General features: G+C 39.8%; 20 protein-coding genes. 4 read left to right on the top strand and 16 right to left on the bottom strand.

All coding sequences use genetic code 11. The features are described 5' to 3' along the window. Window positions 1-71: 71 nt before the first annotated feature. Window positions 72-782, top strand: a complete 711-nt coding sequence (locus HT709_RS10760) for a DUF4145 domain-containing protein (protein WP_000006951.1) — start codon at window positions 72-74, stop codon at window positions 780-782. On the opposite strand, the gene HT709_RS12115 is transcribed toward HT709_RS10760, so the two are convergent. Further along, window positions 779-910: a hypothetical protein gene (locus HT709_RS12115; RefSeq protein WP_258953754.1), complete on the bottom strand. Its 132-nt coding sequence runs from the start codon at window positions 908-910 to the stop codon at window positions 779-781. The two genes, HT709_RS10760 and HT709_RS12115, sit on opposite strands and share 4 nt — an antisense overlap. A gap of 169 nt (window positions 911-1079) precedes the next feature. Next, window positions 1080-1217: a hypothetical protein gene (locus HT709_RS10755; RefSeq protein WP_079247785.1), complete on the bottom strand. Its 138-nt coding sequence runs from the start codon at window positions 1215-1217 to the stop codon at window positions 1080-1082. Window positions 1218-1370: 153 nt separating this feature from the next. Between HT709_RS10755 and HT709_RS10750 the strand changes: the two genes are divergently transcribed. From HT709_RS10750 to HT709_RS10740, 3 genes are all read left to right on the top strand, one after another. Continuing rightward, window positions 1371-2144 carry a S24 family peptidase gene (locus HT709_RS10750; protein ID WP_055387867.1) on the top strand — a complete coding sequence of 258 codons (774 nt, stop codon included), beginning with the start codon at window positions 1371-1373 and terminating at the stop codon, window positions 2142-2144. Next, on the top strand, window positions 2145-2909 hold the full coding sequence (locus tag HT709_RS10745; protein ID WP_000155204.1) for a type II toxin-antitoxin system PemK/MazF family toxin: 765 nt from the start codon (window positions 2145-2147) through the stop codon (window positions 2907-2909). Window positions 2910-3529: 620 nt separating this feature from the next. Continuing rightward, on the top strand, window positions 3530-4657 hold the full coding sequence (locus HT709_RS10740; protein ID WP_172925760.1) for a site-specific integrase: 1128 nt from the start codon (window positions 3530-3532) through the stop codon (window positions 4655-4657). A gap of 87 nt (window positions 4658-4744) precedes the next feature. Here the strand turns inward: HT709_RS10740 and whiA are convergent, their stop codons facing one another. From whiA to metA, 14 genes are all read right to left on the bottom strand, one after another. Beyond that, a complete protein-coding gene (gene whiA / locus HT709_RS10735; protein ID WP_000011298.1) occupies window positions 4745-5656 on the bottom strand; it encodes a DNA-binding protein WhiA in 912 nt (303 codons plus the stop codon). Continuing rightward, entirely contained in the window at window positions 5653-6630 is a 978-nt protein-coding gene (locus tag HT709_RS10730) for a YvcK family protein (protein ID WP_001231073.1), read from the bottom strand. The genes whiA and HT709_RS10730 overlap by 4 nt, the downstream gene beginning before the upstream one ends. Next, window positions 6627-7517 carry an RNase adapter RapZ gene (gene rapZ / locus HT709_RS10725; protein ID WP_023937468.1) on the bottom strand — a complete coding sequence of 297 codons (891 nt, stop codon included), beginning with the start codon at window positions 7515-7517 and terminating at the stop codon, window positions 6627-6629. The genes HT709_RS10730 and rapZ overlap by 4 nt, the downstream gene beginning before the upstream one ends. Before the next feature lie 51 nt (window positions 7518-7568). Next, window positions 7569-7949 carry a RidA family protein gene (locus HT709_RS10720; protein WP_001140420.1) on the bottom strand — a complete coding sequence of 127 codons (381 nt, stop codon included), beginning with the start codon at window positions 7947-7949 and terminating at the stop codon, window positions 7569-7571. Window positions 7950-7959: 10 nt separating this feature from the next. Further along, a complete protein-coding gene (gene yihA / locus HT709_RS10715) occupies window positions 7960-8547 on the bottom strand; it encodes a ribosome biogenesis GTP-binding protein YihA/YsxC (RefSeq protein ID WP_000405202.1) in 588 nt (195 codons plus the stop codon). An 8-nt stretch (window positions 8548-8555) separates the two neighbouring features. After that, window positions 8556-9788, bottom strand: a complete 1233-nt coding sequence (gene clpX, locus HT709_RS10710) for an ATP-dependent Clp protease ATP-binding subunit ClpX (RefSeq protein ID WP_000106340.1) — start codon at window positions 9786-9788, stop codon at window positions 8556-8558. 31 nt (window positions 9789-9819) lie between these two features. Further along, window positions 9820-9990: a hypothetical protein gene (locus tag HT709_RS10705; RefSeq protein WP_000442276.1), complete on the bottom strand. Its 171-nt coding sequence runs from the start codon at window positions 9988-9990 to the stop codon at window positions 9820-9822. Further along, window positions 9990-10496: a dihydrofolate reductase gene (locus tag HT709_RS10700; protein WP_000162465.1), complete on the bottom strand. Its 507-nt coding sequence runs from the start codon at window positions 10494-10496 to the stop codon at window positions 9990-9992. The genes HT709_RS10705 and HT709_RS10700 overlap by 1 nt, the downstream gene beginning before the upstream one ends. A gap of 129 nt (window positions 10497-10625) precedes the next feature. Then, a complete protein-coding gene (locus HT709_RS10695; RefSeq protein ID WP_023937471.1) occupies window positions 10626-11144 on the bottom strand; it encodes a Dps family protein in 519 nt (172 codons plus the stop codon). Between the two features lie 381 nt (window positions 11145-11525). Beyond that, window positions 11526-11684, bottom strand: a complete 159-nt coding sequence (locus HT709_RS11995; protein WP_240156679.1) for a hypothetical protein — start codon at window positions 11682-11684, stop codon at window positions 11526-11528. Between the two features lie 110 nt (window positions 11685-11794). Next, entirely contained in the window at window positions 11795-13285 is a 1491-nt protein-coding gene (gene lytC / locus HT709_RS10685) for a choline binding-anchored murein hydrolase LytC (protein ID WP_172925759.1), read from the bottom strand. A 37-nt stretch (window positions 13286-13322) separates the two neighbouring features. Continuing rightward, window positions 13323-14081 (bottom strand): triose-phosphate isomerase, encoded by a 759-nt coding sequence (gene tpiA, locus HT709_RS10680; RefSeq protein ID WP_000087893.1) that lies wholly within the window; start codon window positions 14079-14081, stop codon window positions 13323-13325. A gap of 97 nt (window positions 14082-14178) precedes the next feature. Beyond that, window positions 14179-14856, bottom strand: coding sequence for a DnaD domain-containing protein (locus tag HT709_RS10675; RefSeq protein ID WP_000221595.1), 678 nt, complete (start codon window positions 14854-14856; stop codon window positions 14179-14181). A gap of 8 nt (window positions 14857-14864) precedes the next feature. Next, complete coding sequence (gene metA, locus HT709_RS10670; protein ID WP_172925758.1) at window positions 14865-15809, bottom strand: homoserine O-succinyltransferase; 945 nt, start codon at window positions 15807-15809, stop codon at window positions 14865-14867. Window positions 15810-15923 lie beyond the last annotated feature (114 nt).

Here is a 15923-nt window from a genome sequence, read left to right as displayed (position 1 = left end):
CGTCTTGGTCTCATTTTCTCACCCCCCTTTCAAATGTGGTATAATCAAAATAAAACGATTGGAGAAAAAATATGTCATTTGATCTTTCTAAATTAAGCCTAGGCAGTCGCTTCGCAGGCAATTCAAAAGCATTTCAATGCCCTGTATGTTCAGGTTTCTCTTCCCATTTATGGACTTATAATCCTATTGATATCAATAGAGATTACAAAGAATCTATCAAATTTATTATAATTGCACAATGTCAGGCTTGTAATCAATTTTCTATTTGGATAACAAATGAAATCCAAATAACGTATGGCTCCAGGATAGTATTAAACACAAGCGATGCAACGTCGACATTAATTTTCCCAAATGTTGCCGAAGGAGTACCTAAACCTAATAATGATATGCCTGATGATGTGAAAGAAATCTATATTGAAGCTGGAGAAGTTCTAAATATATCGCCTAGAGCTTCTGCAGCTCTATCCCGTCTAGCTATTGAAAAGCTTGTTGCTCATTTAAACGCACAAGGTAAAGATTTAAATACCCAAATTGGAAGTCTTGTCTCTAAAGGAATGCCAATAGAAATCCAACAAATGCTAGACAGTGTTAGAGTAATAGGGAATAATGCTGTACATCCAGGTCAAATAGACATAAAAGATAACAAAGAGTTAGCTTTATCATTGTTAAGTTTTATCAACTTGATTGTAGATAATCGAATCACACAACCTAAAAAAATTCTAGACATATATAACCTATTACCTGATTCCTACCGAAATTCTATCGAAAGAAGAGATAATTAATCTTTCTCAAAGATTAATACATTTTCTTTGTCCCAATACTGAGTTACAACTCTAATCGGATCATCTTCTGTTCCTTTCCCCCGTTTAAATGTAACTTTTATTAGTTCAACAATTTCAACACTTTCCATTTTTCTACTCCTTCCCTTGTTTATCACATCGGCACTTCACTATCTGACGAATAGTAAAAGATACAATCACAAATCCTGCTAGGATTATCAATCCAGTTTCTTCACTCATTGCTTTTCACGGCAAATGATGGTACACTATCAAGTAGAGGTTGGGGCGTCGCCCCTTTCTCTACTTTTTGTTTTGAAGCTTACGTTTGTGTTCTAAGATTTGTTTGTGCCACAAACGTGCTTCTCTGATTAAGCCTAGTGCCAAGATGACGGTTGCAGTGTCCTTGGTTGCTAGGCTTTTTATGATGTGTTCCATCATTTGCCTTACCTCCTTTTCCTTAAGCTTGATTATATTATACTGCGGTTTAACCGCAATGTCAAGTGTTTTTTACGTTTTTTTCGCGATTTTTTATTTTATTCTTTACTTTTTTGCGTTTTTGCCGTAAAATATACTATATAAGGAGGGACGGAAATGACAGTCGAAAATAAAGAAATTTTTGCCAATAATCTAAGTTTTTACATGAAGCAAAAAGGGGTAGACAGAAATACATTATGCGCAGACTTGGATTTAAAATACACTACAGTTCGTGATTGGCTGAAAGGAATAACTTATCCTCGGATTGGTAAAATTGAACTTTTGGCAAACTATTTTAATATAAATAAATCTGACCTTATTGAAAACAAGATTTCTACCGCACAATCAGACTCCCTTTTAGAAAAAATTACAAATACAGCTCGAAAATTAAACACTGACAATAAAAAAATCGTTCTTCGAACCTCTGAGGAGCTTTGGGAGAGTCAAAACGAAGAAGAAACGAAGATAAACGAAGTATCGGAGAAAGTTCTCGACTTGTACCAAGTTGAGGTTGTATCTGAGACAGCCGCAGCTTCTGGATTTAACTATGGATTTGGGTACGACGATACAGACAGAGAGACTATAGAGGTTGACCAGCAACCGCCACGTCACGACATTGCGACTAAGGTCAGCGGAGACTCCATGCAGCCTGACTACCAAGACGGAGATATTCTCTATTTAGTAGACAAAGGACTGACCACCTACAACGGAGACCTAGCAGTTATCGCATACGGAGACCGTTCTTACTTTAAGAAGATCTATACCGAAAACGGACGCTTACGCCTCGTATCACTCAATGACAAGTACGAAGACATCATCCTAGACTTCCCACCAGCCGAAGACACGCACATCAAGATTTATGCAGTTATCGGGGTGTATAGAGGGGAATAAATGACAATACAAAATAAACAGATTTTAAAGGCTTCAAAAAACTTTGAGAAAGTTCATTCAACATTTAAAAATAATAATAAATTCCGATTTTTGCCTAATTGGCTAGAAAAAGAATCTAATCTATTCTTGTCAGAAACACAAAACACTAGCAAGAGTTACAATGTTCTGAAACGTGGTTCTTTAATCTTTGTAGATTTTGGAATCAATATTGGCTCTGAATTATCAAATAGACACTGGGCTGTTGTCCTAAATAAAAATGATTCTCCAAAATCAAGGAATCTGACGGTACTTCCAATTAGTTCAAAAGAAAAAAAGTTTTCTGTTATGATTGACGAAGTTATACAGCAAAAATCCAAAAGATTCTTATTACCTATTCTTGACAAAATTGGTTTTGATTATTTTTCGATCATTCACTATGCACTTACAGAAATTACTCCTTTTGATTTAGGGAGTGCAGAAGAAATATATCAGGAATTTTTGATTCAATACGGAGATGCTTACAATTCAGAATCAGCTAAAGAAATCTATGACAACGGTGCAGGGATGGAAAAAGTGGAAAACACTAATAGAAAATTAAAAGATCTTGTTAACCATTATCAACGATTTAATAAAATTTCCTACGCAAAATGTGATCAGATAAAAACGATTAGTAAAGACAGAATTATTTACATAAACGAACTGGATCCTTGCGGAAAAATCAAGGTTAGTGACGAAACTTTAGATAGAATTGACGAAAAATTAAAAGAATTGTACTTAAAAAATTGACATTTATAAAAGTTTACTCTATAATTAGGTTACTTAGAGGTTTACCCTCATATTTTTAAACTTTGAGCCTTTGCGCTCCAGGGAAGTAGCTTAATTGTTACTTCCCTTTTTGAGTTATAAATACTTGAAATAAACAAAAACACCCCCATATTCGCCAATAGCAACCTCATCCCATAGGTCTATTGTGCAAAATTGATATTTTTTGAAAATTATATTACAATACAGCTATCAGGAGTTTAGCTCCATAAAGTTTAGGTTTGGATTTTAGATCCATAACGTGATGGTAGCCGTATTTGATACGACTACTTTTCTTTTCATATTCTAGTAAACATAAGTCGTTAAAATAAGTTGACGTTTGACAGAAATTAAAAAAAGAAATACACTAAGAATGTAAAAAAGCCTTGTTCGTCAAGGATAAAATCGTCTGGTGTACTTCTAAGAGGTACACCTTATTTTATTATCTGACGAGCTGCCAACTGTTTCCATTTTGGAAACAACTCAAAAAAATCCCCACACTCGCAAAGTTTGGCGACTCTGAGTGTGAGGATATCCAGTATAGTAAAAGGCATTAAAAGCCCTCTTTACTATACCCATTTTATCAAAAAAGTGAGGTAAATACAATGTGGATGGAAGAACTTCCCAACGGAAAATACAAATTTTTTGAGCGATATAAAGATCCATATACTGAGAAATTAAAAAAAGTTTCAGTCACGATGGAGAAGAAAACTCCCCAGGCAAGAAATCAATCTGCTATCTTGTTGCAAGAGAAGATAAATAAAAAACTCAGCACAAAACAAGTAGAAAGCATTACATTTGAAGAAATCTATAACCTTTTCTATAAATCATGGGCGCAAACAGTAAAGGAATCAACAAAACATAATTGTAAATCAGTTGATAAGAAGATGAAGGAAATCATACCATCCGATACCATACTTGCTAATCTTGACAGGCGTTTTCTTCAAGAGGCTATTGAAAAAATTATTGAAAGCAACGGATATATTACAGCTAAAAAAGTACGGCATAGGCTCAGAGGTATCTTTAATTACGCTGTTCAATACTCTTACATTGAAAACAACGAGGTCGATTATACTACGATTCCTCAAAAACCAAAGACTTTAGAAGAACTGGAAAAAAAGCGTAACAACTTTCTCACCATGCAAGAAATAAAAGCGCTTATCGATGTCCTTAATCGTCGAGAATATCACCAAAAGTACGCTGATATGGTTCTTGTGCTGGCATTAACTGGTATGAGATATGGTGAGTTAACTGCCTTACAACTGAAGAATATAGACTTTGAAAACAACAAAATTGAGATCACAGGTAATTTTGATTCAGTAAACAAAATCAAGACGCTACCAAAGACTACAAATTCAATACGGACAATCAAAGTATCAGAGAGTGTCATAGAAGCTATTCAAAGACAAATAGTACGACTTAGCGAACGTTTCCAGCCATTGTCAAGCGATGATTATATTTTCTGTTTTGAAAAATGGAATCAACCTACAACAATAGCTTGCTTCATACAGATATTAAAAAAATATGGAAAACAGGCTAAAATAGAAAAAAACTTATCTAGCCATATTTTTAGGCATTCTCATATTTCGTTTTTAGCAGAGTCTGGCCTTCCAATAAAATCAATAATGGATCGAGTTGGACACTCAAATGCAAAGATGACTTTGGAAATCTATTCTCATACTACTGAGGATATGGAGGATAAACTGGTCAATAAATTAGATACTATTTTTTAATTCTGCCCCTTGGTTGCCCCTTTTTGATTTCACAACACAACAAAACCCCTTGAAGATATTGATAATTCAAGGGGTTGCTTTATATCGTTATAATTCATCGGCTATCTTATTGATTTTTCTGAGTCTGTGATTGACACCACTTTTTGTAAGGGGATTGCTGAGGCTATCTGCTAACTGCTGGATAGAGTAGTCTGGGTGCTGAATCCGCAACTGCGCTACTTCCTGCAAATCCACTGGCAGATTTTCTAAGCCCATAATATCTTTTATTTTACTGATATTGTTAATGGTCTTCATGCTGGCAGAAACTGTCCGAGCGATATTAGCTGTCTCGGCATTATTAGCCCGATTGAGGTCGTTACGGGTTTCTCGCAAAATCTTAACCCGCTCAAAATCATCCCGTGCCTGCATGGCTCCGATTACTATCAAGAAGTCCATAATGTCTTCTGCTCGCTGGAGATAGGTCACAGCCCCCTTCTTGCGCTCAAGCACCTTGGCATCCAGTAAAAACTGTTGGAGAAGGGAGGCAATTCCTTGCGCGTGGTCCAGATAAACAGAACTGATTTCCAACTGGTACTTACCTGATTCAGGGTCACGAATACTTCCATTTGCCAAGAAAGCACCACAAAGATAAGCACGACCTGCTTCCTCATCCGATAAAATCGCCTCATCAATACCTGTTTCCAGGTCAAAGAAAGAGTCTGCCAAGTGCAAATCACTTAACAAATCCTGCACCTTTTCATCTGTAAAAACGGTATAGACCCGATTCTTGCGAAGATTGCTCCGTTGGTGGTGACGAATTTCCGATTTGATTTCATAGAAATGGAGAAAGGACTCATAGAGGTGACGGGCCAGTTTGGCATTTTCTGTCACAACTGACAAAGTCAAGCCCGAAGTCGAGAGACCGATGCTACCAGACATTTTGATAATGGCAGATAATTCATACCGGCTCAGATGGTGTTGACCTAGGATTTCTTCTTTTACTGCTACTGTGAAACTCATTTTCTCACCTGTATAATCCGCATCAACTCATCCACAATCAAATCTCCATCGTGGAAGGCACCGCCATTTTCCAGACGAAGGAAGTTGGATGAAATCACGCGCGGAACTTGCTTACAAAGACCAGCAAAATCATGTTCCACCTGGACCAAGTATTCATCAAAGCGATTGGAATTCATGTATTCTTGAGGCACTTTTTCGATATTCACCAAGACCGTATCGATAAAAGGTCGGCTAAGGTGACGATGCAAGACTTCCACGTGATCACTATCTGTAAAGTGTTCTGTCTCCCCACGTTGGGTCATAATATTGCAGACATAGGCGATTTCTGCCTTGGTTTCCAAAAGCGCCTGCCCGATTTCCTTAATCACGATATTGGGCAAAATAGAGGTAAAGAGAGAACCAGGTCCGAGGACAATCATGTCACTTTCAAGAATGGTCTGGACTACTCGACGGCTGGCCAGAGGTGTATCATCGTTGAAGGTATTGGTTACATAGACATGGTCAATCATGCCTGGATGGTCTGCGATATGACTCTCTCCAGCCACTTCTGTCCCATCTTGAAAGACTGCATGCAAGGTCAAAGGATGGTCGCTGGAAGGATAAATCTTCCCAGTTGTATGGAAAAACTTGCTCAATAACTGCATGGCATTATAGGTCGAACCCTGCATTTCTGACAGACCTGCAATAATGAGATTGCCCAATGGATGGCCAGCAAAGGCTCCGGCATCCTCGGAAAAGCGATACTGAAAGACTTTCTCATAAAACTTAGGCATATCCGACATGGCCACAAGGACATTACGAAGATCACCTGGCGGTGTCAATTGCTGCATATTTTTTCGGAGTTCACCTGATGAACCACCATCATCCGCCACCGTTACGATAGCAGCGATTTCCACATCTTTTTCACGCAGACTTTTAAGAATGACGGGGATCCCAGTACCTCCACCAATCACCGTTATCTTTGGTTTTCTCATGAACGGTTTACCGTTTCCTTTCTCCGGTCTTTGTCGCGATGCCCTTCATTAACAGGCCAATTCTTGGATAAGTCCTGCGCCAAGCGTTTAGCAAAGGCCACACTACGGTGTTGTCCACCTGTACAACCCATGGCAATGGTCAAAACAGACTTCCCTTCCTTTTGGTAACTTGGCAAAATCGGCTCAATCAAGGCCAATAAATGCTGATAAAAATCTTCTGACTCAGGATGATTCATGACATAGTCATAAACAGGTTCATCCACACCCGTTTGGTTTCTCAGCTCTGGAAGGTAGTAGGGATTTGGCAAAAAGCGCACATCAAAAACCAAGTCTGCATCAATTGGGATTCCATATTTAAAGCCGAAAGACATGACTTCGATACGGAAAGACTGGGCTTGTTCTTGATCTGAAAACTGCTCTGCAATGGTTTTACGTAGCTCACGAGGAGTGAGTTCAGTTGTATCCACCACATTTTGGCTCATATTTTTCAAAGGCGCCAAGAGCTCACGTTCCAGCTTGATTCCATCCAAAATCCGACCATCTGCAGCTAGTGGGTGACTCCGTCTGGTTTCCTTGTAACGCGCGACCAATTCCTTATCAGCTGCATCCAAAAAGAGAATTTTAAAGTCCAGTTCTTCCTTGTTTTCCAACTCATCCAAAACAGTTTGAATCTCCGAGAAGAAAGAACGGCTACGCATATCCACTACCAAGGCCAACTTAGGATCGTCTTCCTTTGTTTCCACCAACTGCAAAAACTTAGGCAAGAGAGCTGGCGGCATATTATCAATAGTAAAATAACCCAAATCCTCAAAGGACTGAATGGCTACAGTTTTGCCTGCACCACTCATTCCTGTCACAATCACCAAGTGAAGTTGTTTCTTTGTCATCTTTTTCTCCTTATATCAAAAGAAGTTTGGCAACACCAAACTTCAACTAGCTTATCCAATCTCTGCGATGACTTCGATTTCGACTTTTACATCACGAGGAAGACGAGCTACCTCTACTGCTGAACGAGCTGGGAATTCCTCTTTAAAGGCCGTTTGGTAAACCTCGTTAAAAGGAACAAAGTCGTTCATATCGCTCAAAAAGCAAGTTGTTTTGACAACATGGTCAAAGTCAGTTCCTGCTTCTGCCAAAATAGCACCGATGTTTTTCAAGACTTGTTCTGTCTGTTCTTGAATCGTTTCTCCAACGATTTCTCCAGTTTCAGGAGAGAGAGGAACTTGACCACTAGCAAACAAAAGGTTGCCAACGATTTTTCCTTGAACATAGGGTCCGATAGCCTTTGGAGCCTTGTCTGTATGTATTGTTTTTGCCATTTTCTTTTCCTCACAATTTTTCTAAGATTGCATCCCAAGCCTCATCCATTCCTGCCTTGCTGACAGATGAAAAGAGGATAAAGTCGTCACTTGGGTCAAAGTTTAATTTCTTTTTGATTGCTGATTCGTGCTTGTTCCATTTACCACGAGGAATCTTGTCCGCCTTGGTCGCAACGATGATAACCGGAATCTCGTAATACTTGAGAAATTCGTACATCTGCACATCATCTGCTGACGGGTCATGACGGAGATCCACCAAACTGACCACTGCACGAAGATTTTCTCGAGTCGTTAGGTACTCCTCAATCATGCGCCCCCACTTTTCACGTTCCTTTTTGGAAACGCGGGCATAGCCATAGCCAGGCACATCCACAAAGCGCATCTTGTCGTCAATGTTAAAGAAGTTGAGCAACTGAGTTTTCCCAGGTTTCCCTGACGTACGAGCCAGATTCTTACGGTTCAGCATGGTATTGATAAAACTAGACTTACCAACATTTGAACGCCCTGCTAGGGCAATCTCTGGCAGTTCATCCTGCGGATAATGAGACTTGTTGGCTGCACTGAGCAAGATTTCAGCATTATGTGTATTGATTTCCATAGTCACCTCTAGGCTGTTTCCAAGATTGGTTTATCCGTTCCATCGACAGCTTCTTTTGTGATGCGAACCAATTTCACATTTTCCTGACTCGGTACTTCAAACATGACATCTAGCATGGTTTCTTCGATGATGGAGCGAAGACCACGCGCCCCTGTCTTCCGTTCGATGGCCTTATTGGCAATCTCTTGAAGAGCTTCGTCGTCAAATTCCAACTCGACATCATCATAAGATAACAAGGTTTGATATTGTTTGACCAAGGCATTTCTTGGCTCTTTCAAGATACGAACCAAGTCATCAATCGTTAATTGCTCAAGGGCTGCAAAGACAGGCAAGCGTCCAATCAACTCTGGAATAATACCGAATTTTTGAATATCTTCTGCGATGATTTCTTGCATGTAAGAGCTGTTTTCATCAATTGCTTTATTATTTTGACCAAAGCCGATAACCTTTTCACCCAGACGTTGTTTGACAATTTCTTCAATACCATCAAAGGCACCACCCACGATGAAGAGGATATTTTTAGTATCCACTTGAATCATTTCTTGTTGCGGATGTTTGCGTCCACCTTGAGGCGGCACGCTAGCAACAGTTCCCTCGATAATCTTGAGAAGGGCTTGTTGCACCCCTTCACCAGAAACATCCCGTGTGATCGATACGTTCTCGCTCTTCTTGGCAATCTTGTCAATTTCATCCACGTAGATAATCCCACGCTCTGCACGCTCGATATTAAAGTCAGCAGCCTGCAAGAGTTTAAGGAGAATATTTTCCACGTCCTCACCCACATAACCAGCCTCAGTAAGAGCTGTCGCATCCGCAATCGCAAAAGGCACATTCAAGCTCTTAGCCAAGGTCTGGGCAAGGAAAGTTTTCCCTGAACCAGTTGGGCCAATCATCAAAATGTTTGACTTCTGCAAATCCACATCTTCTGACTCCTCACGCGTATCGTGGAAGTTGATACGTTTGTAGTGGTTATAAACCGCCACTGCCAAGGCACGCTTGGCACGATCTTGACCGATTACATAGTGGTTCAAGATATGGAGGAGTTCGATTGGTTTTGGCACCTCAGACAAGTCTGCCAAGACTTCCTCAACCAATTCTTCTCGAATGATTTCCTGAGCCAACTCCACGCATTCATTACAAATAAAAGCATTGTTCCCAGCAATTATTTTTTGTACTTCTTCTTGGTTTTTGCCACAAAATGAGCAATAAACCATCATATCATTTTTTCTATTTGTAGACATGATTTCCTTCCATTCTATACTGTCATTCTATCTAAAATAAGGTCATGTAAAAAGCATGAATACTATTGACCAGATTGGTAAAGGCATTTAACCAAAGGAGGATAGAAAGCCCGTAACGCTTTTTACGAAAAGCCTGTGCTCCTGCCAGAAGGCAGATGAAACACAGAAAAGCCGTGAATAAACCAAATAAACTCCGTTCCATTAGACTTCCTTTCTCTTGTGATATTGGATGGTAAAATCATAAGGATTCTTCTCATCTTTGGCGTAGAATTTGCTTGAAACTGTCTCAAAAAGAGATAAGTCAAACTCCTCAGGAAAATAGGTATCTCCCTCCACCCGAGCATGAATGTGAGTGACAATTACTTCATCTAAGTAGGGTTCAAAAGCCTGAAAAATCTGCTTCCCACCGATAATGTAGAGATTCTTTTCTTGAGCCTGATACCAGTCGAGAACAGACTGGACGTCCTGAAAAGTAGCAACCCCATCTATCTTTTCTTCCGTGTTACGTGTCAAAATCAAGGTCTCCCGTTGTGGAAGCAAGCGACGTCCCATCCCATCAAAGGTTACCCGCCCCATCAAGATAGCATGATTCAGAGTTGTTTCCTTGAAATGTTGCAGTTCTGCTGGCAAATGCCAAGGCAGACGATTATCCTTACCAATCACACCCTCTTCATCCTGGGCCCAAATAGCTACGATTTTCTTAGTCATGCTTCCATCCTTTTTACTGATAGTACTATTTTATCAAAAAACTCAAAAAAAGACTGGTTTGGAATAGCTTACAAAATAGAAAAAATCTGTAAGAAATTTCCTACAGATTTATCTATGTTGCCTTGTTTCTTACAAACCAGGTGCTTGTCCAAGTTCTGCGGCAAGCATCCAGATTGTTTTATCCGTTTCATTTTTAGCGTCTGAGAAGATACCATTTGTCACATCATCACCTTCTTCATCAGTAACATCCAAACCTTTTTGGAAAAGTTCTGACAAGTAACGGTAGATAACAAGGACACGTTCCAAACTTTCTTCAACATTGCGGTATTCACCAGCTTCTTCTTCGATTTCACTGTTTTGAAGGAACTCTGTCAAAGTAGAGTATGGTTTACCACCGAGTGTAATCAATCGTTCACTGATTTCATCTAAATGACCATCAAGAGCATCCATGTACTCATCCATTTTTGGATGCCATACCATAAAACCGCGTCCACGCATGTACCAGTGCACTTGATGCAAAGCAACGTGGGCTACGTACAAATCAGCAACAGCTTGATTCAAAACTTCCTTTGTTTTTGCCAATGCTACTGGCGCTGCTTTTGTTAATGTTGCGACATCTTTTGCTGCTTCTTTTTTCAATTCTACCATTTTATTTTACCTCATTCATTATTTTTATGTAACCACTTCTTAATGATTACTACCTTAGTATACTACTAAGGAAAACCAATAGCAAGCAAAATAACCCACATGAGAAAAGTTGCAATAGACTGATAATTTAAGAATTCTTTAGAAGACGAAAAGAGGGTTGGATGCTTATAGTCAATGGAAATCCATCAGCAAACTAGGAAACTAAACCCAGCTTGACCAAAGCACAAGTTTTGAGGTCGCAGGTAGAACTGACCAAGCTGATGTGGTTTGAAGAAATTCCCCAAGACTATAATAGATTGAAATAAGATGTAACCAAGTCGATTAGGAAAGACAAATGAATTTCTAAAAATGTTTTAGCAACCGCAATGTTCTGGTCTATATTCAATCTACTATATAATACTCTGCGAAAATCTCTTCAAACCACGTCAACGTCTCCTTGCCGTAGATATAGTTACTGACTTCATCAGTCTTATCTACAACCTCAAAACAGTGTTTTGAGCAGCCTGCGGCTAGTTTCCTAGTTTGCTCTTTGATTTTCATTGAGTATAAGATTCATTTCCGAGCAAGTTCTTGAATTTACTCGAGGATAAACTATCATAAAACAAAGAAAAAGAGGGTGCTACTATCACATCCCTCTTTCTAATCAGAGCTTAATACCAAACGCTGACATCTACGCGCCCTTGGATTCCTTTCATGTATTCAGAAGAGGTATATTGCCAACCTTTTTCTCCTGAATAATAAGGGTTTTCCCATTCTAAAGCATTCGTATAGGCCGCTACCCAGTTTACATGTTTTAAAATATCTGGGTGTTTTAAACGCGTCTGTAATAAACTACGATAGCTATAGACATACACATTTTGATAACCCGCCTGCTTCATCGTCTCCATGTACTTGTTGATAATCTTAACCCAAGTACCTGTATCATTCGGAGCACGCTTACTTTTATTCACATACTCCCAGTTCTCAACATCATAGTAGATAGGGTAAGACAAGTTCATATTGTATTTCTTCAGAAGTTCAATGGTCTGTTCAGCATCATTCTCAGCATCAGTCTCATTTTCAGCATAGGTATAGAGATAGACGCCATAAGGTATTCCCAGACGGTTTAACTCCTTAATGTTATGCGCCAATTCCTTGTCTTCTTTACCGCTATAACCTAGACGAACAATGACACCATCTACTTCATTTTCATCAATAACCTTTTTCCAATCATTGATACGGCCATTGTGCTCACTAATATCAATAACTTTCTTAGCATGTTCGGTTCCAACTTGTTCTTCTCTATTATTAAAGAAATAGCGTTTACCATCTCTGTGAACCCAGCCGACATTCAAATCTTTCTTTTCTTTGAGCTCACCAGAGGCCGCAAAGATATAGCGAGCGCCATCCATAATCACTTCATCAGTCGCCATGGCACCACTTCCAGTCAAATAGTAGTTGCCTTGCCACTCATTCTGAGCCATATAGCCCCACTTCTTGAAATAGTACCATTTGCCGCCCACTTTTTGCCACTCTTGGTTAGCATAAGTTCCATCGGATTTGAGATAAAAATAAGCAGAATAGGCTGGATCATAAAGCCATTCATTTTGCATCATGGCACCTTGACCGTTCAAGAAATAACTTCCTTGCCATTGGCTTTTAGCCATGTAACCCCACTTCTTGAAGTAGTACCACTTATTTCCAATCAATTGCCATTCTTGATGAGCATAAGCCCCATCTGACTTGAGATAAAACCAACTCTTGTAATTATTATCATAAAGCCACTCGTTTTGAGCCATATAGCCACCTGATTTCAGGTAGTAATTGCCCTGCCACTCATTTTGAGCATAACGACCGTCTGATTTGAGATAAAACCAAGCTTTGTAGTTATTATCAAAAATCCATTCACTTTGAGCTTTAGAACCATCAGCCTTTACATAATAATCTCCATCCCAGTGGGCAGAGACACTGTTTCTCTGTTCATTGCTACTAGTTGATGAAGTTCCTGTTGATAGACTAGATTTTTCTGAAACTGTGCTTCCACTTGTTTCATCTGCCGCAATTCCTGAAACTCTTACGCCAAGTAAGCAAAGGCTTGCTAGCCCTATACATACAATTTTTGTTTTCAATCTTTCCTCTCCTATAAAAAATGGAACAGGCACCTGAATGCTGTTCCACCTAGCTTTTGCTACTTACTGATTATTTTACAAAGTCAAGCAAAGCCAAGAAGCTTTCAGCTTCAAGTGACGCACCACCTACAAGGGCACCGTCAACGTCTGGGCAAGCCATGTATGAAGCAACGTTTTCAGGTTTAACAGAACCACCGTATTGAACACGAACTTTGTCCGCAACTTCTTGACCGAAGTCAGCAGCTACAACGTCACGAACAACTTTACACATTTTTTGTGCGTCGTCTTGTGAAGCTGATTTACCAGTACCGATAGCCCAGATTGGCTCGTAAGCGATAACTGATGCAGCAACTTGTTCAGCAGTCAACCCAGCCAATGCAGCAGATACTTGAGCACCTACAAACTCAGCAGCTTTACCAGCTTCGTAAGTTTCAAGTGACTCACCACAACAGATGATTGGAAGCATACCGTTTGCAAAGATTGCTTTTGCTTTTTTGTTGATATCTTCGTCAGTTTCATGGAAATAGTCACGGCGTTCTGAGTGACCGATAACAACGTAGTCAGTACCGATTTCTTTCAAAACTTGTGGGCTTGTTTCACCAGTGAAGGCACCTGCATTTTCAAAATAGCAGTTTTGAGCAGCAACTTTAAGGTTTGAACCTTTTGCCGCAGCAAGAACTGTTGTCAAATCAAGAGCTGGAGCAGCGATACCTGCTTCAACAAGATCTGATGAAGGAAGTTTTGACGCAACTGCTTCAACGAATGCTTTAGCTTCTTCTGGATTTTTGTTCATTTTCCAGTTACCAGCGATAAATGGTTTACGTGACATTTCACATACCTCTTTTTTCAATTTATTTTCTATTTATTTTATCACAATTAGACACAGCTTGCAAATCTTACTCGGATTTCAAGCCTGCTGATATGGATTAATCCTTCCAGAGATCCATAGCATTTCTGAAATCTGCCGATACCTGTGTCAACTGAGGATTGCTTGCTTCTCTTTCTGCCCGCTTAGCCTCGATTTGAGCCACACTTTTGATACCTTCATGTCGCCAGTTTCTCAAAATCGCCTGGATGTACTTCCAGTTTGGTTTTCCATTCAAAACAGCTTCACGAAGAGCTTCCTTAATCAAGTCAGCACTGGTTCCATCTTCCTTTAGTGTCTTCATCAAATCCTCAATCTCAAAAGGCGTCAACAAGCGTCCCAACTCCTGCTGGAAGGTTTCCACCAAATCCTTAAGATGATTTTGAGGTATCAACTGGTCTGAACTCGAAGCAATAGCTCCAAGCAAGTCATCCAAACGTTCCAAAGCCAAACTAGCATCAAAAAGCAATTCGATTTCGCCATTTAATTCGATAGTACGATACTGGAGAAGTCCCCTCTCCGTCAGATTGGAAATGGACTGGTTGACATCCGAAATTTCCTTGCCAATCCTTTCAGCAATCTGGCTTGGCGACATTTCTTCTAAGCCTGTCGTATTTTGCAAATAGAAAAATTGCCAAACCAGAAAATCGTCGCTAGAAGGAAAGAGTTCCTTAAAATGCAAGAGCAGGGCACTCGGTAAAACCAAGTTCCCTGATTTAAAAGCGTCTAAATATGTCATAATTCCTCTTATAAATACCCAAATGCAGATGCATCATCTTCTATTTTTCTCCAGTCAAAAGGGGTTTCCTGATAGACTGCATAATTTACCCAGTTACTGAAAAAGAGGGCTGCCGATGAAGACCAACAAAGACAAGGCGTCTGATTGACATCATCATCCTTAAAGTAATTTTCTGGAATATGAGGATCCAAACCTGCATCACGATCTCGGAAATATTCATTTGCCAAGGTATCACGGTCATATTCCAAATGCCCAAAACTATAAATTTCACGCAAATCACGACTAGCCAAAATCGAAACCCCAACCTGAGAACCCTCTGATAAAATCTCGAGATTGGTTTTGTTTAAGACCTCTTCCTTAGAAATCTCCGTGTGCCGAGAATGAGGGGAAACATAGCTATCGTCAAAGCCTCTTAAAAGAAGGTGCCCTTCTTTTAAAGTGTCCTGAGGATAAATACCCGATAACTTACTGTCCATCTGGTATTTTTCCACTCCATAACGCAGATAAAGACCAGCCTGAGCCCCCCAACAGATATAAAGGGTCGAATAGACATGGGTCTTGGACCACTCAAGCACCTGGCTAAATTCCTCCCAATAGTCCACTTCCTCAAATGGTAAATGCTCAACTGGAGCACCCGTGATAATCATCCCATCAAAATACTCATCCTTGACTTCAGGAAAGGTTTTATAAAAGGTCTCCATGTACTCTGAACGAGTTGTTTTAGAACGATGGCTCTCCATATAGAGAAAATCAATATCCAATTGCAGGGGCGTATTAGCCAAATGGCGCAACAACTGGGTTTCTGTGACCATTTTCTGTGGCATGAGATTTAAAATTAAAATCTTCAAAGGACGGATATCTTGGTGGGCCGCACGTTGATCATCCATGACAAAGATATTCTCTGTCCGTAAAATCTCAACAGCTGGTAATTTTCTATCAATTCGAATCGGCATAACCCTCTCCTAACTGTACTCTTTCAGAAATAATTGCATATGTTTGAAACTCTTCGAGAATCTCTTCAAACCGCGTCAACGTTGCCTTGCCGTACGTATATGTTACTGACTTCG

It is taken from the genome of Streptococcus sp. 1343 (assembly GCF_013277355.1).
Taxonomy (GTDB): domain Bacteria; phylum Bacillota; class Bacilli; order Lactobacillales; family Streptococcaceae; genus Streptococcus; species Streptococcus pseudopneumoniae.
Note: the sequence above shows the minus strand (reverse complement) of the source record. Positions and strands in the feature narration are given on the sequence as shown.

Coding starts and splice junctions, on each gene's coding strand:
- HT709_RS10760 (WP_000006951.1), top strand. CDS start 72: ATGTCATTTGATCTTTCTAAATTAAGCCTAGGCAGTCGCTTCGCAGGC.
- HT709_RS12115 (WP_258953754.1), bottom strand. CDS start 910: ATGGAAAGTGTTGAAATTGTTGAACTAATAAAAGTTACATTTAAACGG.
- HT709_RS10755 (WP_079247785.1), bottom strand. CDS start 1,217: ATGATGGAACACATCATAAAAAGCCTAGCAACCAAGGACACTGCAACC.
- HT709_RS10750 (WP_055387867.1), top strand. CDS start 1,371: ATGACAGTCGAAAATAAAGAAATTTTTGCCAATAATCTAAGTTTTTAC.
- HT709_RS10745 (WP_000155204.1), top strand. CDS start 2,145: ATGACAATACAAAATAAACAGATTTTAAAGGCTTCAAAAAACTTTGAG.
- HT709_RS10740 (WP_172925760.1), top strand. CDS start 3,530: ATGTGGATGGAAGAACTTCCCAACGGAAAATACAAATTTTTTGAGCGA.
- whiA (WP_000011298.1), bottom strand. CDS start 5,656: ATGAGTTTCACAGTAGCAGTAAAAGAAGAAATCCTAGGTCAACACCAT.
- HT709_RS10730 (WP_001231073.1), bottom strand. CDS start 6,630: ATGAGAAAACCAAAGATAACGGTGATTGGTGGAGGTACTGGGATCCCC.
- rapZ (WP_023937468.1), bottom strand. CDS start 7,517: ATGACAAAGAAACAACTTCACTTGGTGATTGTGACAGGAATGAGTGGT.
- HT709_RS10720 (WP_001140420.1), bottom strand. CDS start 7,949: ATGGCAAAAACAATACATACAGACAAGGCTCCAAAGGCTATCGGACCC.
- yihA (WP_000405202.1), bottom strand. CDS start 8,547: ATGGAAATCAATACACATAATGCTGAAATCTTGCTCAGTGCAGCCAAC.
- clpX (WP_000106340.1), bottom strand. CDS start 9,788: ATGTCTACAAATAGAAAAAATGATATGATGGTTTATTGCTCATTTTGT.
- HT709_RS10705 (WP_000442276.1), bottom strand. CDS start 9,990: ATGGAACGGAGTTTATTTGGTTTATTCACGGCTTTTCTGTGTTTCATC.
- HT709_RS10700 (WP_000162465.1), bottom strand. CDS start 10,496: ATGACTAAGAAAATCGTAGCTATTTGGGCCCAGGATGAAGAGGGTGTG.
- HT709_RS10695 (WP_023937471.1), bottom strand. CDS start 11,144: ATGGTAGAATTGAAAAAAGAAGCAGCAAAAGATGTCGCAACATTAACA.
- HT709_RS11995 (WP_240156679.1), bottom strand. CDS start 11,684: ATGAAAATCAAAGAGCAAACTAGGAAACTAGCCGCAGGCTGCTCAAAA.
- tpiA (WP_000087893.1), bottom strand. CDS start 14,081: ATGTCACGTAAACCATTTATCGCTGGTAACTGGAAAATGAACAAAAAT.
- HT709_RS10675 (WP_000221595.1), bottom strand. CDS start 14,856: ATGACATATTTAGACGCTTTTAAATCAGGGAACTTGGTTTTACCGAGT.
- metA (WP_172925758.1), bottom strand. CDS start 15,809: ATGCCGATTCGAATTGATAGAAAATTACCAGCTGTTGAGATTTTACGG.